A 22853-nucleotide genomic window follows, 5' to 3' on the forward strand; every position below is an offset into this window, starting at 1 on the left:
GCGCGTGCGCGTGCGCGTGCGCGTGCGCGAGACACGTGGCTATCGACACATCCTTGTCAGCATGGCGGCGAAGCGTGACAGAAGGCGCTTGCCTTGCTCGACGTCCCGTGGTCCAAGAGTGGACGGTCGGTGTCGGACATGCCCGGTACATCGACGGGAAGGTCTCGCGAGTTGCGCGCTTTCGCGCACGCGCACGCGCACGACCACGCGCACGACCACGACCACGACCACGACCACGCGGGACCGGGAGGTCTGTGCGGCTCACACCCCAGGTCGTTTATGCAGCGTCGAGCCTGAACCTGCCTTCTGGCAAGTCTCACCTCGGGTGCCTTCCTTTGTTCGTCGGAGACACCTGGTCTTGCAACCACTTCGACGCACGAGAAGGGCACTTGTGCTCGTTCTTCTTGCGGGAAGAGCGTCTATTTATGCAATATGCAACCTGGGGTTTCACAGGGAGTCGAGGAGGCGAGGAGTAAAATCCAAAATCTCCCCGTCTCCCTGTTCAATTTTCCGCTGAAGATGCATGGGTGCAGGCGAACTGAAGCTGTTTACTTGACAGTTGTAGTGTCTCGATGCAGGATGCGCCTCGTGATGACGTACAAGCTCGACGAGCTCGCGGGCGAGGCGGGGGTGGCGCCGCGCACGGTGCGGTACTACGTGCAGCGCGGGCTCCTGCCGGCGCCGGAGTTCCGCGGGAAGGACACCTCCTACGGGCGAGAGCACCTCGCGCGGCTCCGCGCCATCAGGGTCCTCCAGCAGGCGCACTTGCCGCTCGAGGAGATCCAGGCGCGCCTCGCGGGCGCGGGCCTCGACGAGATCGAGCGCATCGCCTCGGGGGCGCCCCCGCGCGTCCTTGAGGCGCGATGCGCCGCCCCGGAGGAGGCCGCCGCTGCGCCGCGCGCCTCGAGCCCGCCCGCCGCCGCGCCGCGCGGCGCGCGCTGGGAGCGGGTCGAGATCGCCGACGGGGTGGAGCTCCACGTGCGGACCGACGCCCCCGAGAGCTCGCGGCGCATCGCCCTCGATATCGAGTCTCGCTACACAACCCTTGCCCCGAAAGGCTCGCGATGAACCCCTCCCACGATCCTTCGCACCCGTCGCCGATGTCGTGTCTTCGCACCTCCGAGGGCCACCCGGTCCCGCTGCTCGGCGTGTCCCTGTCGGGTGAGGTCCTCGGCGGCGCGGCGCGGCTCGTCGTGCGGCAGCGCTACCGGAACGAGGAACGCCGGCCGATCGAGGCGATCTACACCTTCCCGCTCCCGGGCGAGGCGAGCATCGCCGGCTTCGCCATGGAGTGCGCCGGCCGCAGGCTCGAGGGGGAGGTCAAGGAGCGCGAAGCGGCGTTCCAGGCCTACGACGAGGCCATCGCCACCGGCCACGGCGCGGCGCTGCTCGACGAGGAGCGGCGCAACGTGTTCACGGCGAGCGTCGGCAACCTCCTGCCGGGGGAGGAGACGGTCGTCGAGGTCGCGTTCGTGCAGGCGCTCACGGCCGACGAGGGGGCGCTGCGGCTCATGATCCCGACCCTCGTCGCGCCCCGCTACATCCCCGGCGCGACCGGGGGCGACCGGACCGCGCACGGCGTCCAGGAGCCCACGGGCGACGTGCCCGACGCCGACCGCATCTCCCCCGAGATCGCGCGGGTCGACTACGGGATCACCGTGGATATCGTCTTCGATCTCGGGCGCGACGTCGCGATCGAGAGCCCCTCGCACACGCTCTCGGTGCGCCGCGAAGAGGGGTATCGCCAGCGGGTCTCGCTACGGAACGACAAGGCCGCGCTCGATCGGGACATCGTGCTGCTCGCGGCAGGCGCGCCGGGCGTGCAGGCAGGCGTTGTGTGCGACAGGACCCCTGGCCAGGAGGGCACCTTCGCCCTCACCGTGGTGCCGGACCTCTTCGACACGCATGCACACACGAAGCGGGCGTCCTCCCGGCGCGACGTCGTGTTCGTCGTCGACGTGTCGGGTTCGATGCAGGGCGAGTCGCTCGACCAGGCGAAGCGCGCGCTCCGGCTGTGCCTCCGCCACCTCGCCGAGGGGGATCGGTTCGGCGTGATCGCGTTCTCCAGCGATTTCCGGGCGCTCGAGCCGTCGCTCGCCCCGTTCACGCAGGCGACCCTGAAGGCCGCTGACGCGTTCGTCGACGGCCTCCGCGCGGACGGCGGGACGGAGATGCTGAATCCGCTGCTCGCGGCCGTGGGCATGCTCGGCGACGCGGAGCGAGACCGCGTGGTCGTGCTGCTGACGGACGGGCAGGTAGGCAACGAGGCGCAGATCGTCGATCGCGTCGTCCAGCAGGGCAAGGGGGTGCGGATCTACACGTTCGGCATCGGCACGAACGTGAGCGATGTGCTGGTGAACGATCTCGCGCGCCGGACGGAGGGCGCCGCGGAGTTCATCCACCCGGGCGAGCGCATCGACGAGAAGGTCACGGCGCAGTTCGCGCGGGCGACGGCGGTCCGGGTCACCGGGCTGGAGGCGCGCTTCGAGGGGGTCGACGTCGGCGAGCTCGCGCCGGCCGAGCGCCCGGCGCTCGTCGACGGCGAGCCGTGGGTGGTCTACGGCCGCTACGGGCAGCCGGGGATGGGGCGGCTCTCGCTCCGCGGGACCCTGCGCGGGGAGCGCTTCCACCTCGATGTGCCGGTCGAGCTCGCGGCGGAGGCGTCGCGGCCCGGGCTCGAGGCGCTGTGGGCGGGCGCGCGGGTGCGGGAGCTGGAGGAGTCGGAGCGCGGGCTTTCCGGCAAGCGTGCCGAGGCGATGCGAAAGCGCATCGTGGACCTCGCGGTCCGGCATCGGGTGGCGTCGAAGCACGCGTCGTTCGTGGTGATCGAGCGGCGGACGGGCGACCGGCGCGCCCACGGGCAACCCGAGGCGCGGCCCGTGCCGGTGAGCGCGCCGGCGGGGTGGGGGATGTCGAGCCACCGCGGCCCGGCGGCGCCGGCCGCGGTGTACGCCGCGATGCCGATGGGCGGGGGTGGCCCGTGGAAGGGCGGCCCGGGCGGCCCCGTCGTCATGAGATCCAGGGCCCCCGCGCCTGCTGCCACGGCGGGCGCCGCCCCGCCGAGGGCGGCGCCCGCCGTGGCCGGTCTGCTGGCGCGCGCCAAGCAGCTCTTCCAGCCGGGCGAAGGCGCCGCGGCCGTGCGCGGCCCGGCCGCCGCCGCGCCGGGCGGCCCCGCGTCGCCGCACCACGTGCCCCCGCCGGCTCCGGCCCCGGTCGCCGCGCCGGCGCCGAGCGCCGTTCCAGGTGGGGTCTCGTCCCAGGGGGACGGCCTGGGGCGCCTCTTCGAGGAACAGCTCGCGTCCGGGCTGTGGGAGCGCGGCGACTCGACCGATCTCGGCCGGCTCTCCAGCACGGCCCTGTGCCTCGCGGCGTGCCATGACCAGGGCGTCGACTCGGCCCACCCCATCTACGGCGCCCAGATCGCCAAGGCGATCGAGGCGCTCTGCGCGCTGGCCGCGTCGCTCCTCCAGCGCGGCGGCGCCGACGGGGAGGTGGCCGCGGCGCTCGCGGCGGCCTACCTCGTCGCGGGCGGCCGGCGGCTGCGGGCGCAGGTCCGCGACGCCGTGGCGGCCGCCGCGCCCGAGGCGGTGCGCGCGCTGCTCGGCGAGCTCGGGGACGCCAAGGCGCTCAGGCTGAGGGTCGAGGCGCTGCACGGCGCATGACAGGCTCGCCGCGGCCGGATGGTCGCGGCAGTCCTCGCGCCGCGTTCACGGATACGTATCGTCCCCGCCCTTCGTGCCGGCTCCCGGGCGGGCCGCGCCAGCCGGTGCCGCGCCAGCCGGTGCAGCCGGTGCCGCGCCAGCCGGCGCCGCGCCAGCCGGTGCCGCCGGTGCCGCGCCAGCAGGGCGAGCGGGGCCCTCCGGGAGCTGCGCTGTCCCCTCGATCACGATCTCCACGCGCGGCTCCTGCGGTTGCGCCGGGGCGCCGCCGCCCGCGTCGGCAGGCGGCAGATCGGCGAAGCTCGCCAGGCTGAGCCGCGCGAGGGGCACGCCGGCCTCCTTGGGCTGCGCCAGGAAGAGCAGCACGGCGCGCGCCTGCGCGACCGTCACGTCCCAGCCGTTGCGCCACGCCACGCCAGGCGTGCCGCTCGCCGTGTGGCCGACGACCTGGTAGGCGAGGCCCTTGAGCGGCTCGTTGCTGCGGATGATCGCGGCGATGTCCCTCAGCACCTTCTCCCCCGCCGGGGAGAGCGCGTCGCGGTTCCCCTTGAACAGGGCCCGGCTCGGGATCGAGATGACCACGCGGCCGTCGCGCGGCGCGACCGTGACGTCTCCGGCGGCGACCGGCAGGAACGCCCTGAGGACGTCGCTGTCGCGCTCCGACGCCGGGCGGGCCCCGGCCGGCTCGCCGCGCGGCGGCGTCGCGCCCGGCTCGACGTCGAGGCCCGAGATCGGATCGTTCGCCCAGTGTGGATCGGCCGCGGCGCCGCCGCGCGGGCCCTGCTCCTCCAGCTGGCGGACGCGCGCCTGGCTGGCCACGAGCTCGCGCTGGAGGCGCTCGGACCGGTCGAGCTGAGCTTGCCATTCGAACTCGGTGTAGCCGCACCCGGCGAGGAGCGCAGACGCGACCAGCGCGGCCAGGCCGCGCCCGGCGAAAGCGGCCCGGAGGGCGCGGGGAGGGGAGGCCTCGGCGCGCCTCTTCGCGCTCACCTCTGCGACACCCGAAACAGGCAATTGCACTTTGCAGGCTCCTTCTCGCCGGATCATCCGGACCCATCCTTCTCGCGCCGGTGCGCTGAGCGGGCGGGAGCCTATCCGAGCGGCGGTGATCCCACAAGGCGCGGCCGGGCCGGGGCGCGCCCCGGCCTCGAAGACCTCGGCAGGGGACCGGGCTGAGGGACCGGTCCGCTCCGGGATCGATCCGCCCGCGCGCGGTCCCGCGCTCGTTCGCGATGCGGGTGAGCCTGCCTACGACAGCCGCTCGTGGCCGGCGCCGTTCGGCAGCGAGGCCTGGTGCATTTTCCTGCGGTGCTCGAGCTCGGCAGAGATGAGCCGCACGAGCTCCGTCGAGAGGACGATCGCCTCCCGAGGACCATATCCATGTTTGCTCAGCTCCCGCGCGACCGACTTGGCCAGGATCTTCATCGCCGAGTCGATCTCTCCCGGCGTCTTCGATGTCGACGTCGAGAAGAGGCTCGTGGTCATCTGGGTGTCGGCGCCTCGCCCCTGGCCGTCCTCGGGCGTTCGGCGCAGCGTCGGCTCGAGCTCCGGAGGCGCCGCGCTCCGGAGCGATGGCCGATCGAACGCGTGGCTTTCGTGGTTTTCGGCCGATGCGGGCGTCGTCGTGCTCGTCGTGCTGTCCGTATGCAGCGATCTCATGTTGTGCGCGCTCACGGTGGAACCCCGTCTTTGTTTAACGGTTTTCTCGCCTTCGTCCTTTGTTCCCGCGCGAGAGGCGCTGTTCATCTCGAGCTCATGCCGCTCGTCGCCGCGGCAGACATTGATGGATTTACGTCGCGAGACGAAGCTGACGGCAAAAGCAGGAATGGCACCTGCCGGGGTGGTGTGGAGGCGGACCACGTCGGCCCCTGACCCCCACGATAGCAGGGCTCCGATGAAGGGCATCACTTCATCGGTTGTTCGCGCACGAACACCCATGTTCGCGCGCCGCCGGCGATGCGCGGCGTCTCCCGCCGCCCACGCTGCTCAGGGATCCTCACGTGGCCTGGCGAGGTCTCGTGCCGCCGTGAACGATCTGGGCCACTCGACACACCGGGGCTGGCGCACGATGACCGCGCGTTCAGCGCCTGACATGGAAAACGCCGGTCGACGCCGAGGGGCGCTCGCGCGAGGCTGCAACTCTGAACGTGCGCGCCAACGCTCCGCCCGCAGGGCGCGCCGTCCGCGGTGCGCTGCGAGCGCGAGAGATGGCTTGCCTGGGGCAGACGCGGGTGCGTCTGGCGCGCTCGCAGCGCGGGGCGCCGCCGCCCGCCCTGCGCTCCGCCGGGGAGCGCGGACGCACGCGTGCACGGATGACGAACAATCGACGTTGAGCACGGATGGCGAATCGGATGTTCGCTGGTTGGACAGGGCTTGTTAGGAAATGCGCGCCTTCCATTGACGATGTGTGTTTTCTGCGGTACTCGATGGAATCGTTGGCGGCCCGACGCTGCGGCGCCATGGGCGTCCGGAGGGAATGCCGGGCTCGTGGAGCCGGCGGCGCGGTCGATCGACGCGACGTCCTTGTTTCCGTGTGCCGCTCCATGGCGCCGTTCGCTGCGGCTCGGCCCACGCCGGACGTTCCGAGTTCATCTTGTGTAGGGGGGAAGTATGGCCACACTGTGCAGGCCGGAGGTCGCGGTTCCGGAGTTCATCATCACGCGGGAAGATACGCTGAAGCTGGCGGAGCAGCTGCACGCGAGAAACCCGCAGCTGAAGCTCGTGCTGCGGCTCATCAACGGCACCGGGGTGCAGAAGCGGCACATCGTGCAGCCTCTGGAGCAGGCGCTCGCTCACCCTGGTTTCGAGATCCGAAATAGAATTTACGAACGGGAGGCCAAGCGACGGGTGCCGCCGGTGGTACGGCAGGCGCTGGAGAACGCCGAGCTCACGGCGCGGGACATCGACGCCATCATCTTCGTCTCGTGCACCGGCTTCATGATGCCGTCTATGACGGCCTATCTGATCAACGCCATGGGCTTCCGGCACGACACGCGGCAGATCCCCATGGCGCAGCTCGGCTGCGCGGCCGGGGCGGCGGCCATCAGCCGCGCGCACGACTTCTGCGCGGCTCACCCGAAGACCAACGTGCTCATCGTGACCTGCGAGTTCTGCTCCCTCTGCTACCAGCCGACGGACGATGACGTCGGATCGCTCCTGTCCGACGGCCTCTTCGGGGACGCGGTGGGCGCGGTCGTCGTCCGGGGCAGCGGAGGCACCGGCATCCGGCTGGAGCGGAACGAGGCTTATCTCATCCCGGACACCGAGGAGTGGATCTCGTACGCCGTCAAGGACACCGGGTTTCACTTCCGGCTCGACAAGCGGGTCCCCGGGACTATGAAGCCGCTCGCCCCCGTGATGCACCGGCTCGTCGCGAGCCACGGCTGGGACGTGGGCAACCTCGACTTCTACATCGTCCACGCGGGCGGTCCGCGCATCCTCAACGATCTGTGCAAGTTCCTGGAGGTGCCCCAGGAGGCGTTCCGGTACAGCAGGGCCACGCTGACGGAATACGGCAACATCGCGAGCGCGGTGGTGCTCGACTCTCTAGGACGCCTGTTCGCGGACAGGCCGATGCCCGACGGCGCGCGCGGCGTGATCGCGGGGTTCGGCCCGGGGATCACGGCGGAGATGGCCGTCGGTTCCTGGGTGAACGATCACGGCCAGAGCAGGGGCGGAGCGCGTTCGTCCGCCGCCGCGTGACCGCGGCCCTGTCGCTCCTGCCATGTAAATCGTGTGAGAAGAGGAAGGGAAGGCTGATGACCAACGCATCGCTCAAGACGCCGTCGCTGAAGTTCACGCTCGGAGGTGACCGTCCCGTCTGCCGCATGGGGTATGGCGCCATGTACCTGACCGGGCCGGGCTACTGGGGGCCGCCGGCCGACCCGGACGCGGCCGTCCGGCTCCTGCGGCGCGCCGTCGACCTCGGGGTCAACTTCATCGACACCGCCGACGCCTACGGCCCGGACACCAACGAGCAGATCATCCGCCGCGCCCTCCATCCGTACCCGGCGGGGCTCGTGATCACCACCAAGGGCGGGCTGCTGCGCTCCGGACCGGAGGACTGGACCGTCCAGGGGCGCCCGTACATCGTCCCGTGCGGGCGACCGGCGTACCTCCGCCAGCAGGTGGAGATGAGCCTGCGGAACCTCGGGCTAGAGCGCATCGAGCTCTATCAGCTCCACCGCATCGACCCGGCCGTACCGCTGGCCGATCAGCTCGGCGAGCTCGCGCGGCTCAAGGAGCAGGGCAAGATCCACCATATCGGCCTCTCCGGGCAGCCCGAGGTCACCGTGGAGCAGCTCGCCAAGGCGCGCGAGATCACCGAGATCGCCGCCGTGGAGAACCTGTACAACGTCGCGGACCGCTCCGGGGAGAAGGCCCTGCGGTACGCCGAGCAGCACGGCATGGCGTTCATCCCGTGGTTCCCCATGGGACACGGCGACCTCGCCAAGCCCGGCAGCGTCCTCTCCGGGCTCGCCAAGGAGCGCGGCGCGACGCCCGCCCAGCTGGCCCTCGCCTGGCTGCTGCACAGGTCGCCGTCCATCCTCGCCATCCCCGGCACCTCGTCCATCAAGCACCTGGAAGAGAATTGTCGCGCGGCGGACATGAAGCTCGACGAGAGCGAGCTGGCCGCCATCGAGGACGCGGCCGCTGCCGCGAAGACGTGGCGTCCATCGACGTCGGAATCGGGGTCCGCCCACACGAAGGAGATGCCATGAGCACCCTGCAGCAAACCAGCGCCGCCCACCCGAACGTCCAGAAGCTGCGCACCCTCTACGCTGATCTGTCGCGCATCGGGGAGTTCGTCGCCGACGACATGGTCCTGCATACCGCGCACCGGGAGCTCTGCCGCGACAGGGCCGCCGGCCGCGTCGTCGGCAAGGCGGCCACCGCCGCCCACGAGCGCGAGCTGATCCGCATGACCGGCGGCACCCTGCGGATGGACGTGCAGCACATCTTCGCCAACGATCACTTCGGCGCCGCGTTCGGCGTGCTGCGCGCCCACCTCGGCGGCGCGAGCCTGGCGATGCCGTTCTGCGGGGTCTGGCGCTTCCGCGGGGGCCTGATCACGGAGCACTGGGAGAACGCGTACGACGTGGCCTCCGTGATGGCGTTCCTCGGCGACGAGAGCGGCGCCCCGCCCGCCTGAGGCGCCGAGGCGCCGCGCCACGAGGCCTCAGCGGGGGTGCGAGGCGAGGCGCAGGGCCGCGCCGCGAGGGCCTCGCCCCCACCCTTTGTCGTTCCCGCCATCCGCCCGGATCTGCTACTGCTGCGCGCCGCGCCGGTGCCCTCCCGGGCACGGCGAGCTCCCCCGGGGAGCGCGCTCGCCGCACGTCAGCCATGGCTCAAGGTTACCTCTTCCTGATCATCGCCCTCGTCTTCAACGCGACAGCGAACATCCTGATGAAGCTGGCGTCGCGGCGCGTCCCCTCGATGGAGGGGTTATCCCTCGTCGAGAAGGGCCTCGCGCTCGTCAAGAACTACCACCTCGTGCTGGGGCTCGTGCTCTTCGCGTCGAACATCCTGTTCTACGTCCTGGCGCTCAAGCGCATCAACCTGTCGATCGCCTATCCGATCATGTCGTCGGGCGGCTTTCTGCTCATCTCGGTCTTCTCCGTCTACTTCCTGCACGAGACGCTGACGGCGCTTCAGATCGGCGGCATCGTCCTGATCGCGGCGGGGATCGCGCTGCTCGCGTACAACATCACCTAGGCCTCCGGCCGGCCTCCGCGGCGCGACGTCGGACCGCCGGACCGGCTTGCCGGTCCGCCCGCCCTCGGCGTAGGGCCGTGGTACGGTGGCGCGCGCCTCGCGCCCGAACGCCCTCACCCCGGAGACCGCCGCCATGCGCAGCCGAACGCTCCCGCGTGCCTTGCTCGCCGTGCTCCTCGCGACGCCCCTCGCGACGCCCCTCGCGACGACCGCGTGCCACGGCGCCCGGAAGGACGCCGCGCACCCCTCGCCTGGCCGGGCCGGCGCCGCCTGCGGGCGCGGCGATCCGATGACGCGGACCGAGCTCTTCTTCGGCCTGGACCGGTTCGAGCTGCCCCCCGTGACGCAGGCAGAGTGGCAGCAGTTCGTCGACACGGCAATCACCCCGCGCTTCAAGGACGGGCTGACCCAGTTTGATGTCGACGGCCAGTACCTCGCGACGACGGGGAAGCTGATCCGCGAGGACAGCCGGCTGATCATGCTCCTCCACGACGGCGGCCAGGTCGCCTCGGACGCCATCGACGCGATCCGCGAGGAATACAAGGTTCGCTTCAACCAGGAGTCCGTGCTGCGTGTCGACGAGCCCGTCTGCGTCGGCTTCTGACGCCTGGAACTGCTGCTGAAGGGGAGCTCCGCCCGCCGCGGGGACAGCGCGTGTCCCGCGCGCGTCTGTTCAGAACACCGCCTGTGCTCCCTCCTCGGCGGGCGCCTGATCGCGAAGATTTCTTGACCCGAGGGGGGTTGGGAGACAGAGTTTTATCACGAATACCAGGCTTCGGTCTGGCGCATGGCCGCGCGTTGCATTACGTGCATCCGCCGGCGCGCTCGTGCCTGGCGTTCACACGATAAGCGTTCGACGCGAGCGCTCCTGCTTGGCTCCAGCGGGAGCAAGGAGATCCCCGTGCTGATGAGGCTTCGCTGGCGGTCCGGATGGGCCATGGTGAGTGTGGCTGTCCTTGGGTGCTCGGGCGCCGATGCGCCTCCTACGGAGGAGGAGAGCGTCTTGGAGAGCCAAGATGAGTTGCGCTACGACTTCCATGCACCCGCGTCTGGAAGGACGGTGTTCGCGGACGTCGTGGCCATAGATCAGATGTTCGTCTACGATCGTCTCGGCGCGTTCAACCCTGGGGGCATGGTGTACGCGCTCCGCCGGGACGTGGTGGCCGCCGATCCGTCGAAGCCCATCGGTCCTGGCAACGCGACGCTGCGGCCGGGCAAGCGCCCGAGGCCCCTCGTCCTGCGGGTCAACGCCGGCGACAGGCTCTCCATCTCGTTCACCAACTGGCTCACGCCCGCGACCGGCGCGCTGCCGAGCACCTCCGCGTCGACCCGAGACGCCTCGATCCAGGTGGTCGGGCTCCAGATCCGGAACATCGACGCGCTCGCGGGCGACGTCGGGAAGAACGAGAGCTCGCTGGCCGCGCCCGGCGAGACGCGCAAGTACGAGCTCTTCGCCGGCCGCGAGGGCACGTTCCTCATGCACAGCGGCGGCGCCATGGTCGGCTCGGAGCCTGGGCCGGGGCGGCGGATCTCCCAGACGCTGTACGGCGCTGTCACGGTGGAGCCGCCGGGCGCGGTCGCGTACCGCTCGCAGGTGACGGCCGCCGAGCTCTCGGCCGCCTCCCTGCACCCCTCGAACCCGGACGGCACGCCGCGCATCGACTACAACGCGGTCGACGCGTCCGGTCAGCCGATCCTGAAGATGATCGACGACGCCGGCGAGATCGTGCACGGCGACGTCAACGCCGTCATCGCGGGCTTCGACGAGACGGAGGTCGGCTCCCCGGTCTCCGAGAACATGGGCTATTTCCGCGAGTTCACGGTGCTCTTCCACGACATCCTGAGCGTCGTGCAGCCCGTCGCGGAGTACCAGGCGGACCCGCGCTACAACGGCGTGCGCACCGGCTTCGGCATCAACTACGGCGCCGCCAGCCTGGGCAGCGCCGTCTTCGCCAACAAGCAGAGGATCGGCCCGAGCAAGCGCTGCGAGGAGTGCAAGTTCGAGGAGTTCTTCCTGAGCTCGTGGGTCAACGGGGATCCGGCGCTGAACATCGATCGGGACGACGCCGGCAACGCGACGGAGGCCCTCTATCCGGACGACCCCTCCAACGTATCCCACGGTTACCTCGGGGATCCCGTCCGCATCCGGAACCTCCACGCCGGCCCCAGCGAGACGCACGTCTTCCACCTCCACGGCCACCAGTGGCTGCGGTCGCCGGGCAACGAGAAGAGCGCGTACATCGACTCGCAGACCATCGGCCCGAGGGCCGCCTACACGTATGACATCACCTATGGCGGAGGCGGCAACCGCAACCTCTCCGTGGGAGACGCCATCTACCACTGCCACCTGTATGCCCATTTCGCGCAGGGCATGTGGGGGCTCTGGCGCACACACGACGTCTTCGAGGCGGGCACGCCGGACCGCTCGCTCCCGGACGGCGAGCTCGCGGCGGGGACGCCCACGCCCGCCGTCGTGCCGATCCCCGGCGTCGCGCTGGCGCCGATGCCGACCTACGAGCGGACGTCGGTCAGGACGGCCGGCGGGAAGACCGTGGCGCGCGACCCCATGCCGGGTTATCCGTTCTACGTCGCCGCGGTCGCGGGGCACCGGCCGTCGCAGCCGCCCCGCGACATGGAGCACGACGGCGGGCTCCCGCGCCACTACATCGCGAACGTCCCGCCGGGGGGCGCGGCGGTCGGCGGCCGCGGCCTCTTCGACGTGCAGCTCTCCAAGGCCGACGTGCAGCTCTTGCCGAAGGACGGCACCCCGTCGGAGGTGGCGGCCGCCAACTTCCACGCGGGCGCGTTCCCGGGCGCCGTGCGCGCGCCGGAGCGCTACGGCTTCCCCGTCAAGGGCTACCCCGCCTTCACGGCGGCCGGCAAGCCGGCGCTCTTCCTCGTGAACGGCCAGCCGCCTGCCGCGGGCGCCCCCTTCGCGGACCCGTGCCCGCCGAACGCGCCGGTGCGCACCTACCGCGCGGCCTACGTCCAGACCAACGCCCCGGTGAACCGGGCCGGCTGGCACGACGCGCAGGCGCGCATGATCGTCCTCGAGAAGGACGTCGAGGCCACCCTCGACGGCACGAGGGCGCCGGAGCCGCTGTTCATCCGCGCGCAATCCGGCGAGTGCGTCGTGTTCCACGCGACGAACCTCATCCCGGCGGCGCTCGCGGCGGACGACTTCCAGATCTTCACGCCCACCGACGTCATCGGCCAGCACATCCACCTCGTGAAGTTCGACGTCACCTCCTCGGACGGCGGCGCGAACGGCTTCAACTACGAGGACGGGGCCCTCGCGATGGAGGAGGTGGTGGCGCGCATCCAGGCGGCCAACGCGCTCGGCGGGGCGCTCGCCGCCGGCGTCAGGAGCGGCGAGCCCGGGGCGCGCGTGCGGCTCGAGGACCCGAGGCGCCACCCGCGCATGACCACCCCGTCGCTCGGGGCGCAGACCACGACACAGCGCTGGTTTGCCGATCCGATCATGAGCGAGGCCGGCCAGGACCGCGCGCTGAGCACGGCCTTCACCCACGATCACTTCTCGGCCTCGTCGCACCAGCACCACGGGCTCTACGGCGGCCTCGTCGTCGAGCCGGCCGGCTCGATCTGGCGCGATCCGGAGACCGGAGCGCTCTTCGGCAATCGCAGCGACGGCGGGCCGACGAGCTACCGCGCCGACATCCTGTTTCCCCCGGGCGACCACCGGAGCCCGTTCCGCGAGTTCAACCTGAGCATCGCCGATTACGGCCCCGTCTACGACGAGTGCGGCCGGCCGGTGAACCCGTCGTCACAGGCGCCGGCGCCGCTGCCGGTGGCCATCACCCATGGGCCCTCCACCCCCGACGCGATCTCGTGGCGTGACTCGGGCGTCGGGCTCATCAATTACCGGAACGAGCCGATCCCCCTCCGGATCGCCGAGCGCAACTGCAGCACGCGCGCGGTCGTCCAGAAGAGCGGCGACGCCGGCGCCATGCACAACGTCTTCAGCTCGCGTGTCCACGGCGATCCCGCGACGCCGCTGCTGCGCGCGTACGAGGGCGATCGCACGCTCATCCGCCTCACCCAGGGCGCGCAGGCGGAGCAGCACGTGTTCACCGTGCACGGGAAGAAGTGGCTGAACGAGTCGACCGATCCCGACAGCGGCTACGCCAACGGGCAGGCCATCGGCGTCTCGGAGCAGGCCGACCTCGCGCTCGACGCGGCGCCCCTCTTCCGGAAGAACGCGGCGGGCGGCGCGGACTACCTCTATGCGGGCGCGCCGACGGACGATCTCTGGGAGGGGCGGTGGGGCATCCTGCGCGTCCACGGCGAGCGGCAGACGGATCTCCTGCCGCTCTCGGGCGCGTCGCTGCCGAGTGGCAGGCACCGGAAGGACGAGGTGTGCCCGCCCGAGGCGCGGAAGAGGGCGTATGTCGTCCACGCGATCACCGCGAAGGGCAACCTGCCGGGCGATCGCCTCACGTACAACCCGACGTACGGGCTCCACGATCCCAACGCCATCCTGTTCGTCCTCAAGGAGGATCTGGCCGCCCTGCGCTCGGGCGCGCGCCCGCCCGAGCCGCTCGTCCTGCGCGCGGCGGCCGGCGAGTGCGTCGAGGTCACGCTCGTCAACGACCTGCCCGAGGATCTGCCGAAGTCGCCTCACTGGAACTACAACGCTCCCATCGTCGACGGGTTCAACGTCAACCAGGTGAAGCCGTCGAACCGCGTCTCGCTGCACGCGCAGCTCGTGGGGTATGACGTCACGGCGAGCGACGGCGCGAACGTGGGCGAAAACCCCGATCAGACGGTCGAGCGCGGGAAGCAGCGGACGTACACCTGGTACGCCGGCGACATTTCCGTGACGACCCGGGGCAACGTCCGCTGGCAGCCCGTCGAGCTCGGCGCCGTGAACCTCAAGGACATGGCGGACGTGGTGAACCACCCGATGCATGGCGGGATCGGCGCGCTGATCGTCGAGCCGGAGGGCGCCGTCTGGTACCCGAGCCGGGACTCGCGCGCGGCCGCCCAGGTGAAGTACCGGGACCAGAACGGCTCCGAGATCTGGTTCCGCGAGTTCGTGCTCCTCTACCAGGACGAGGTGCCCTTGCAGTCGGATCAGGCGGCTTTCCTCTGCCTCAACCCGGCCCTGGGCTGCGGCGCCACCCTCGCGAACGTCGCTGGCCCTCCCGATCCCGACTTCACTGGCCACAAGGCGTTCAACTACCGCGCCGAGCCCATCTGGGCGCGGCTCGGCGTGGGGCCGGACGCGCCTCTCGGCACCCGCCCGGGCCTCGACGTCAGCGGCGTCTTCAGCTCGGCGGGGCGCGGCGATCCGGCGACGCCGATCTTCACGGCGGGGCGCAATGACCGCGTGCGCTTCCGCGTGCTGCAGGCCTCGGGGCACCGGCGCCAGCACTCGTTCGGGCTCTCGAACACGGAGTGGGCGTACAACCCGTGGGCGCAAGGCTCGGGGTCCCGGTACCAGGGCCGGAACAGCAAGAGCTTCGCCGTGAGCGCGCACGGCGGCATCGGCCCGATGACCGCGTGGACGGTGACTCCCTACTTCAGGTCGGGCGGCATGTTCGATGTCCCCGGCGATCGCCTCTACATGGACCAGTCGAACGCCATGCTCACCGGCGGGCTCTGGGGCATCTGGCGGGTCACGCCGTGAGCGGGAGGAGGGGCCTGTGATGCGACGGATCTCGATGGACGGCGCCTCGATGGGCGCGCGCGGACTCTGGCTCTCGCTGGCCTGGCTCAGCGCCTCGACGGCGCTCGGCTGCGGCCGGAGAGAGGCGCTCCCTGCCTCGCAGGACCCGGGGGCCGAGCGGCCGGCGCAGCTCGCGCCGCCGGCGCAGCCCGAGGAGCCCGAGGAGCCCGCGGCTCCCCTGCAGGAGAGCCGGGTCGAGCGCGATGGGCTCTCCATCGCGTTCGCCCTGCGGCCGCTGGATCGCGGCCAGCAGGGCGGGGGGAGCGGCCTCGGGGCGGCGCCGGCCGCGGCGGTGGCGGGCTCCGACGTCGTGGCCGAGTTCACCATCACCGACGCGTCCACGGGCGCGCCGGTCCGTGGCCTCACGCCCCTCGGCTGGATGTCGCGCCGCGCCGGGGCGGACGGCGCCGCCGCGGCGCGCTTCTCCGGCGGCGCGCCCGTGGCGAGCCTCGCCAGCGGCGCGGTCGACGCCGCGCCGGACGAGGCGGCGTGCCGGGGGAAGATCAAGAGCTTCATGGCGGGCCTCCTGTCCGTGCGCCCCGAGGTCGACATGAACGCCTACCTCCTCTGGACGCTGAACCAGGACAACACTCTCTCGGCCATCAACCCGCAGGTCGCCCTCGCCAGGACGCAGCTCCGGAGCGTGGTCAGCCTCGCGGGCCGCGGCGTCTCGTTCGTCATGCACCCCGACCGGGAGAGCCTCTACGTCACGCTCCGGGGCGGGCAGGGCCTCGCCGTTGTCGACACGCGGCGGGGGCTCGTCCGGACGAACGTCCCCGTCGGCCAGGATCCGTCGCGCGTCGTGGTCGCCCCCGACGGGCGCACGGTCTGGGTGGGCAACGACGGCGACGGGACGGTGAGCGTGATCGACGCCCGCTCGACGGACGTCCTGAAGACGCTCCCGGTCGGCCCGGGCCACCACGAGATCGCCTTCACCGGCGGCGGCCGCGCCGCGTGGATCACGAGCCAGCAGGGGGAGTCGGTGGCCGTGGTGGACGGCGAGACGCTCGAGCCGCTCGGCGAGATCGCGGTGGGCGAGGGGGTCGTCTCCATCGCGGCGAGCGATGAAGCGGGCGTGGTCCACGCGGCGAACGCCGCGCGCGGCGAGGTCGTGATCCTCGACGTCGCGCGCCGCGCCGTCGCCGGGCGTGTCGCCCTGAAGCCCGGGCTCGGCGCGCTCCAGTTCGACCCGCGCGGGCGGTTCTCGTTCGCGCTGAACCCGGCCGCGAACGAGGTCGCCGTCCTCGACGGCGCGACGGGCGCGGTGGCGCACACGCTCACCGGGCTGGCCGCGCCGGACGCGGTCACCTTCACCGGGTCCTTCGCCTACATCCGCAACCGGGGCGCCGCGCGGGTCTCGCTCGTCGACCGGTCGGCCCTCGGCGGCCCGGCGGCCCCGCCCCTCGTCGACATCGCGGTCGGCCAGGGCCCGCCTCTGGCCGCCGCGGCGCCGCCAGGGCCGGCCGCGCTCGCCACGCCCATCGCCCCCCTGCCCGAGGGCAACGGCGCCCTCGTCGCGAGCCCGGCCGACAGGGCGCTCTACGTCTACGTGGAGGGCATGATGGCTCCGATCGGCACCTTGCCGAGCTACGGCCGCGAGCCGCGATCGATCCTCGTCGAGGACAGGTCGCTCAAGGAGGTGCGTCCGGGCGTGTACGCGACCACGGTGCGCCTCGGCGAGGGGGGGCTCTACGACGTCGAGCTCCTCCTCGACCGCCCGCGGACGGGGGTGTGCCTCGAGGCGACCGTGGCGCCCGCGCGCTGCGCCCCGGGCGACGGCGAGGCCGACGCGTCCGGCTGCGGGGGCGATCCCGTGAAGGACATCGCGATCGCGCCGCTCTTCGAGCCCGACCTGCGGCTCGCGGCGGGCGAGCCCGCGACGCTGCGCTTCCGCGCGACCGCCGGCGAAGGGGGCCCTCCGCTCGACGCGCTCGACGTTGAGGACATCGAGGTGATGGTCGTCCGGTTCCCGGCCGGGTACCGCTTCCGCGGCGCGCCGCGGGCCGAGGGGGACGGCACGTTCTCCGTCTCGTTCACCCCGCCCGCCCCGGGCCAGTACCGCTTCCTCGCCGCCCTCCCCGGGCGCGGGGCGCCTGTCGGCGCGCTCCCGTTCGTCCCGCTGCGGGTCTCCGCGCGCGGCGCCGGCGCGCGGGTCGGAGGTGCGCGATGAGGCCCGGGGCGGCCCTCGCCGCGGCGGCTCTCGCGCTCGCGATCTCCTCGGCCGCGCGCTTCACGCCCGCGGAGGGCAAGGCGCCGCGCGTGGAGCGGATGAAGATCGGCGGCGTCTCCCGGGAGGACGACGCCGCCGCGGCGCGGTACTTCACCAACACCGAGCTCGTCGACCAGCACGGCCGCGCGCACCGCTTCTACGACGGGCTGCTGCGGGGCCGGAAGGTGCTCATCAACTTCGCCTTCACCTCGTGCAAGGGCGTCTGCCCCACGATGACGGCGAACCTCGCGCGCGTGCAGGCGCTGCTGCGGGCGCGCGGGCAGGCGGTGACGATGCTGACGATCACGGTCGACCCGGAGAACGACACGCCGGCCGCGCTGAAGGAGTACGCCGCGAAGTTCAAGGCGGGCGAGGGCTGGTACTTCCTGACCGGCACGCCCGAGAACGTCGCCACGGTGCTGAAGCGCCTCGGCGGCCAGGTGCGGCGGCCCGACGAGCACACGATGACGCTGCTCGTCGGCGACACGTCGACCGGGATGTGGCTGAAGGCGTTCGCCACCGAGGAGCCCGAGGCGCTCGCGCGCGCCGTCCAGCACCTCAACGACCCACGGTGAGGCCGACATGCGTTTCCTGTCGCTCGGTGCATCGAAAGCGCTGGTCCTGGCCGGCGCGCTCGCCGCGGCCTCGTGCGGCCGCGGGGGCGCGCCTCCCGGCGAGCACGCCGCCCCCGCTGCCGCGGGGCCGCCTGGGCGCCCTCCGGACGTCGCCGCTGCCGCGGGGCCGCCCGGGCTCTCCGCGGACGGCGCGGCGGAGGTGCGCGCCTCGCCGGCGACGGGCGTCGAGGTGCTGGACGAGGAGCTCGTAGATCAGGACGGCCGCCCCGTCCGTCTGCGCGAGCTCGCCAGGGACCGGGTGCTCGCCGTCAATTTCATCTTCACGACCTGCACGACGATCTGCTCGCCGATGACGGCCATCTTCGGCCGGCTCCAGGCCGAGCTCGGCGGCGCGCTGGACCGGGACGTGCGGCTCGTCTCGATCTCGCTGGACCCCGCGATGGACACGCCGGAGCGGCTGAACGCGTACGCCGAGAAGTTCGGCCGGCGGAAGGGCTGGTCCTTCCTGACGGGGCGGCGCGAGCGCGTGAACCGGGTGCTGGACGCGCTCGGGGGGCGCGCGCCCATCAAGGAGCGGCACGCGCCGATCACGCTCATCGGGCGCGAGGCGGAGGGCCGCTGGACGCGGGTCGAGGGCATCGCGCCGCCGGGGCGCCTCGCGGACGAGGTCCGGGCGTTCCTTCCGCCGCGAGGGGCAGCGGCGCGGAGCGTGGGTGGTGGCTAGGCTGGGGGCCCGTTCCGGGAGGGCGCGGCTCGGTCTCCTGGCCGCGGTGCCGGTGGGGATCTGCGCGGTCGCGGCGTGGGCGCTCGGCCGCGACGAGCATGCGCCCCGGGCGTACGCGCCTGCGGCGGGCGAGGCGGCGTCGTGCGAGGAGCTCTCGCCGGCCGCCCGGCGCGGCAAGCGCATCTACCAGCGCGGCGCGACCGAGGACGGCCGGGCCGTCGAGGGCGCGATCGCCGGCGGCGCCGCGGCGCTCTCCGGCCGTGAGGCCGCCTGCGCGGGCTGCCACGGCCCCAGCGGGGAGGGGACGACCGAGGGGGGCGTCACGGCACCGCCGCTCGCGGCGGAGCGGCGCCTGGCGGCCAGCGGCGAGCGGGGTGGGGGAGCAGGGCAGGGCAGGGGGACAGGCGACGGGGCGATGACCGCCGCCGCCCTGGTGACGGCGATCCGCGAGGGGCGAGGGCCCGCGGGGCAGTGGCTGAGCCCGGTGATGCCGCGGTACCGCCTGGCGGAGGCGGATCTATCGGATCTTGTTGAATATTTGGATTGTGTCGGCCGGGATCTGGATCCTGGCGTCACGGCGGGCTCGGTGGCGCTGGGCGCCGCGCTGCCGCTGACCGGGCCGGATGCGCCGGCGGGCGTGGGCGCGCGCGACGTGCTGATGGCGGCGTTCGCCGAGGTGAACGCGCGGGGCGGCCTCTACCGGCGGAGGCTCGAGCTGCGCGTGGAGGACAGCGCCGGCCCGGCGGGCGATGCCGGGGCGACGGCGCGCCTCCTGGACCGGGGCGTGCTGGCGCTGGTGGGGAGCGCCTTCGACGGGGATCCGGCGCTGCGGGCGCGCCTCTCGGAGGAGCGGGCGCCGCTCGTGGGGCCCTTGGCGCTGGCGGGCGCACCGGGGTTGGCTGGCGGGGCGGGCGCACCCGGGTTGGCCGGCGGGGCGGGCGCACCCGGGTTGGCCGGCGGCGCCCCTGGCCGCGCGCGGGATGTCGCGGCGGGGGCCGACGACATGGTGTTCCAGGTGTTGCCGGGGCCCGACGTGCTCGCCCGCGTGGCGGTCAAGCACCTCGCCGGTGCTCCGGCGAACGCGGCTGCGGCCGCGCTGGTCGTGCACACGCGCGACCGCGCTGGCGAGGCCTGGGCGTCGGGCGCGCGCGAGGAGGCCGCCCATCGCGAGCTCCCGCCGCTCTCGGCGCTGCCCTTCGAGCCAGGCCGCCTCTCGCCGCGCGACGTCGCCGATGCGGCGCGTGCGCATGGAGCGAAGGCGGTGCTCTTCTGGGGCCCCGGCGCGGAGCTCGCGAGCGCTCGGGCCGCGCTGGACGCCGCCGGATCGGCCGTGCCGATCTACGCCTCTGCGGGATCGATCGCCGGCCACGCCGGGGCGCTGTCCCGCGATCTCGCCGGCCGCGTGCTGTTCCTGTACCCAGGCTCCCTGGGCGAGCGGGAGCGGGCCTCGGAGGACGCGCTGCGGGCCTTCCTGCGCCGGGCCGGCGTGGCGCCGGGGCCGCTCGGGATCCAGGCGAGCGCCTACGTCGCGGCGCAGATCGCGATCGAGGCGCTGAAGCGCGCAGGCGCCCACGCGACGCGGGAGGGGCTGATCGCGGCGCTCGAGCGGCTGCGAGACTTCGACGCAGGCCCGGCGCCGCCCGTGACCTTCGCCCGGAACCGCCGGACCGGTGTCTTCGGAGCGAGCCTTCTCTGGATGGATCCGACGTCCGACACCACCGTGCGAGCGTCGGAGTGGATCGAGGTGGTCCCGTAAGGCGGGGCCATCCCGACATCGGTCCTCCCTGCCCACGCACCGTGCTCTCGTGGCCAGGGCGAGTGCAGCCATCGCGCGCGTCCTCGCCCGGGCCGATGAGCTCAGCGACCCAGGGTGATGCGAGCCTCCCCGGGCTGGTTCCCCATGCGGGGTCGCGCTAGGCTCGGCGCCATGGGTGATCCCGCCACGATGCGGAACATGAGCACCGCGGAGTACCTGGCGTGGGAGCGGAGCCAGCCTGCGAAGCACGAGTACCATCTCGGCGAGGTGTTCGCGATGGCGGGTGGCAGCCCTCGGCATAACTTGCTGTCAGGCGCCATGATCGCGGAGCTTCGAGCGGCCGTTCGCGGCAAGGGGTGCCACGTGCTGACGTCCGAACAGCGGATCTCGGCCGAGCAAGGGCAGCGCTACGTCCATGCGGACTCGGTCGTGGTGTGCGGCCCCATGGACACGGAACCTGGCACGAACGATGTCCTCACGAACCCGTGCATCCTTGTCGAGGTCGTCTCGCAGAGCACCGAGCCCTACGATCGCGGCAAGAAGTGGGCGGCGTACCAGCGCCTCGCCTCGCTGACCGACTACGTGCTCGTCTCGCAGACGTCTGCGCGGGTCGAGCACTATCGTCGCGAGGCGGATGGCTCCTGGCGCTACCGGGTGCTGGAGGCCGGCGACACACTGACGCTGGCGAACGGCGCTACCATCTCGATCGACGCGGTGTACGAAGGCGCGTTCGAGCTCGCCGGCGACTGACGTGGGCGGAGGCCGCGCGCCCGTATTCGCCACGAGGCCGGCCTACCGGTAGCCACCGTGGCTGTTGCGCGGACCGGAAGACCGATCCCAGAGGATCGAACACGTCAAAATTCAACCGCAAGGGGCGCAAGGGACCAGAGGCGCGATGGGTTTTGTCTTCCCCTTGCGCCCCTCGCGCCCTTGTAGGTTGTCTCCCCTGCTGTTGATTTCTTCGGGGATTCCAACGCGATCGGCGCTCTCGCGGCGCCCTTGTCTCCGCGTCGCGGTTCCGCTGTCCGTCACCGCTGCCGCTCCTCCTCGTCCTCGTCGTCCTCGTCGTCGTCGAACAACGTGCCTACCTTCAGGACGATCGCATCGAACGGCTCGGGCCTGACCCGATCCTCCCGCTCGGCTGCCAGCACCAGCAGATATCCCTCTGTCGTCCACCGGTAGACCATGAGCGTCTCCATCTCGGGGTCGACGATCCAGTAGTGGGGCACCTTGCAGCGCTGGTATGTTCGAAGCTTCTTGAACAGATCGTTGCGGCTGTTCGACGGCGATAGCACCTCACATACCCAGTCCGGCCGTACCCGGATGGGCACCTCCCGAGGCAGCTCCGGTAAGCGCTCGCGCAGCCACCCCGTCACATCGGGACGGTAGACCTCGTGGGTTTCCAGCTCGACCTCGACCTCGGTCGCGAACCACCACCCTCCAGGCCAGCGGCCGCCGGGCCGCCGGTCATAGGGTCCGCTGATCCGGCTCCCGATCCGGAGCTGGGCGCGCCCGTGCGGGCCGCTCGGCATGGCCTTGCGAACGAGCTCGCCACCGATGACCTCGTGGAAACGCTCGCGCTCGGGGATGGCCAACAGATCGTCCGCGGTGGCGAGGCGACGGGCGGAAACGGCTCCGGACATGCCCGCAGGATAGCGCTGGCGGCTCTCGAGGGCACCACAGGCGTCGCCGACACGTCCCTGCGACCGACCAGAAGGCGAGGGAGCCTGGCCCTGACGAGCTCGCCCGGGGAAGCTCGTCGCAGCCCTACGGGAGCCAGCTCACGGGAGCCAGCTCGACGCGTGCTCGCGCGCGAACTCCGCGAAGGAGCGCGGCCGAGCGCCGGTCACGTCGAGCACCGCATCGCTCGTCTTCGGCCCCCGACCTTCCTGATGGAAGCGGAGCATCGCCGTGATCCCGTCGACGTGCTCCTGGGATACCGCATAGGGCAGCATCGCCGCGCGGAACGCCTCCGCCGAGATCGACGCGAAGGTGACCTTCCGGCCGGTCGACCCGGAGATCTCGGCGACCATCGACGCGTACGAGAGCGGCTCGGGCCCGCACAGCGTCAGCGCCTGGCCCTCGAAGCGGTCCGATGACAGGCACTCCCTTCCATGTTCGTCGCCGCGCCGTCGATGCGCTCCACGAGATCGCGCGCGGATGCGCCGAGCAGATCGTCGAGCGGGTGGTGGTCGGTGAGGGCCTCGGCGAGCCCGTCGAGCTTCGCGTACCTGCCGACAGCCTGCAAGGCGGAGAGGCGAGAGGTGGAGACGATCAACCTGATGGTTCGAACGACTGATCCCCATCTCTCGTCTCCCCGTCTCCCCGTCTCCCTGTGAATCTCTCCTTTTCCCCTCCGCCGAACGGGCAGCCGCTCAAGCCTTGAGGGCCTCGAACTCGCCCGGGCTGTGGATCCTGGCGGGCTTGGTGCCACCGCCGACGAAGTCCTCCGTGCGGTCGTACATGCCGAAGTGGGTCACCTCGCCCGAACCGCCGAGCTTCGCCCGCGGGCTCACGTCACGGCCC

The 22853-nt window shown here is 72.2% G+C and carries 19 protein-coding genes; 13 read left to right on the plus strand and 6 right to left on the minus strand.

What is annotated here, in order from left to right:
• Positions 1-591 precede the first annotated feature (591 nt).
• Positions 592-1068, plus strand: a complete 477-nt coding sequence (locus WMF34_RS11125; protein ID WP_012234763.1) for a helix-turn-helix domain-containing protein — start codon at positions 592-594, stop codon at positions 1066-1068.
• Positions 1065-3662 (plus strand): VIT domain-containing protein, encoded by a 2598-nt coding sequence (locus WMF34_RS11130; protein WP_437993272.1) that lies wholly within the window; start codon positions 1065-1067, stop codon positions 3660-3662. The genes WMF34_RS11125 and WMF34_RS11130 overlap by 4 nt, the downstream gene beginning before the upstream one ends.
• 45 nt (positions 3663-3707) lie before the next feature.
• On the opposite strand, the gene WMF34_RS11135 is transcribed toward WMF34_RS11130, so the two are convergent.
• Entirely contained in the window at positions 3708-4679 is a 972-nt protein-coding gene (locus tag WMF34_RS11135) for an OmpA/MotB family protein (protein WP_437993273.1), read from the minus strand.
• Positions 4680-4907: 228 nt separating this feature from the next.
• Positions 4908-5597 (minus strand): hypothetical protein, encoded by a 690-nt coding sequence (locus tag WMF34_RS11140; RefSeq protein ID WP_437993274.1) that lies wholly within the window; start codon positions 5595-5597, stop codon positions 4908-4910.
• A gap of 672 nt (positions 5598-6269) precedes the next feature.
• On the opposite strand from WMF34_RS11140, the gene WMF34_RS11145 reads away from it, so the two are divergent.
• The 11 genes from WMF34_RS11145 (at position 6270) to WMF34_RS11195 (ending at position 21077) form a co-directional block, all read left to right on the plus strand.
• The gene (locus WMF34_RS11145; protein WP_437993275.1) at positions 6270-7361 is read left to right on the plus strand and encodes a type III polyketide synthase; all 1092 of its coding nucleotides are present in this window, start codon (positions 6270-6272) and stop codon (positions 7359-7361) included.
• A gap of 56 nt (positions 7362-7417) precedes the next feature.
• Entirely contained in the window at positions 7418-8380 is a 963-nt protein-coding gene (locus WMF34_RS11150; protein WP_437993276.1) for an aldo/keto reductase, read from the plus strand.
• The gene (locus WMF34_RS11155) at positions 8377-8811 is read left to right on the plus strand and encodes a nuclear transport factor 2 family protein (RefSeq protein ID WP_437993277.1); all 435 of its coding nucleotides are present in this window, start codon (positions 8377-8379) and stop codon (positions 8809-8811) included. Before WMF34_RS11150 ends, WMF34_RS11155 begins: the two co-directional genes overlap by 4 nt.
• A 191-nt stretch (positions 8812-9002) precedes the next feature.
• Entirely contained in the window at positions 9003-9374 is a 372-nt protein-coding gene (locus WMF34_RS11160) for a DMT family transporter (RefSeq protein WP_437993278.1), read from the plus strand.
• Between the two features lie 133 nt (positions 9375-9507).
• Positions 9508-9978: a DUF3574 domain-containing protein gene (locus WMF34_RS11165; RefSeq protein ID WP_437993279.1), complete on the plus strand. Its 471-nt coding sequence runs from the start codon at positions 9508-9510 to the stop codon at positions 9976-9978.
• Positions 9979-10377: 399 nt separating this feature from the next.
• Positions 10378-15024 carry a copper oxidase gene (locus tag WMF34_RS11170; protein ID WP_437993280.1) on the plus strand — a complete coding sequence of 1549 codons (4647 nt, stop codon included), beginning with the start codon at positions 10378-10380 and terminating at the stop codon, positions 15022-15024.
• 19 nt (positions 15025-15043) lie between these two features.
• Positions 15044-17233, plus strand: coding sequence for a YncE family protein (locus WMF34_RS11175; protein ID WP_437993281.1), 2190 nt, complete (start codon positions 15044-15046; stop codon positions 17231-17233).
• Complete coding sequence (locus WMF34_RS11180) at positions 17230-17847, plus strand: SCO family protein (RefSeq protein WP_437993282.1); 618 nt, start codon at positions 17230-17232, stop codon at positions 17845-17847. Before WMF34_RS11175 ends, WMF34_RS11180 begins: the two co-directional genes overlap by 4 nt.
• A gap of 7 nt (positions 17848-17854) precedes the next feature.
• On the plus strand, positions 17855-18571 hold the full coding sequence (locus WMF34_RS11185) for an SCO family protein (RefSeq protein WP_437993283.1): 717 nt from the start codon (positions 17855-17857) through the stop codon (positions 18569-18571).
• Positions 18561-20327 (plus strand): cytochrome c/ABC transporter substrate-binding protein, encoded by a 1767-nt coding sequence (locus WMF34_RS11190; protein ID WP_437993284.1) that lies wholly within the window; start codon positions 18561-18563, stop codon positions 20325-20327. Before WMF34_RS11185 ends, WMF34_RS11190 begins: the two co-directional genes overlap by 11 nt.
• A 171-nt stretch (positions 20328-20498) precedes the next feature.
• Complete coding sequence (locus WMF34_RS11195) at positions 20499-21077, plus strand: Uma2 family endonuclease (protein ID WP_437993285.1); 579 nt, start codon at positions 20499-20501, stop codon at positions 21075-21077.
• A gap of 278 nt (positions 21078-21355) precedes the next feature.
• Here the strand turns inward: WMF34_RS11195 and WMF34_RS11200 are convergent, their stop codons facing one another.
• The 4 genes from WMF34_RS11200 to WMF34_RS11215 form a co-directional block, all read right to left on the minus strand.
• On the minus strand, positions 21356-21970 hold the full coding sequence (locus tag WMF34_RS11200) for a Uma2 family endonuclease (protein WP_437993286.1): 615 nt from the start codon (positions 21968-21970) through the stop codon (positions 21356-21358).
• Positions 21971-22108: 138 nt separating this feature from the next.
• Positions 22109-22360 (minus strand): hypothetical protein, encoded by a 252-nt coding sequence (locus WMF34_RS11205; RefSeq protein WP_012234779.1) that lies wholly within the window; start codon positions 22358-22360, stop codon positions 22109-22111.
• Between the two features lie 35 nt (positions 22361-22395).
• Positions 22396-22605 carry a hypothetical protein gene (locus WMF34_RS11210; protein ID WP_193790783.1) on the minus strand — a complete coding sequence of 70 codons (210 nt, stop codon included), beginning with the start codon at positions 22603-22605 and terminating at the stop codon, positions 22396-22398.
• Between the two features lie 97 nt (positions 22606-22702).
• Positions 22703-22843, minus strand: a complete 141-nt coding sequence (locus WMF34_RS11215; protein WP_157906604.1) for a hypothetical protein — start codon at positions 22841-22843, stop codon at positions 22703-22705.
• Positions 22844-22853 lie beyond the last annotated feature (10 nt).

Origin of the sequence: Sorangium sp. So ce145 (assembly GCF_051525985.1) — a bacterium.
GTDB lineage: Bacteria > Myxococcota_A > Polyangia > Polyangiales > Polyangiaceae > Sorangium > Sorangium cellulosum_B.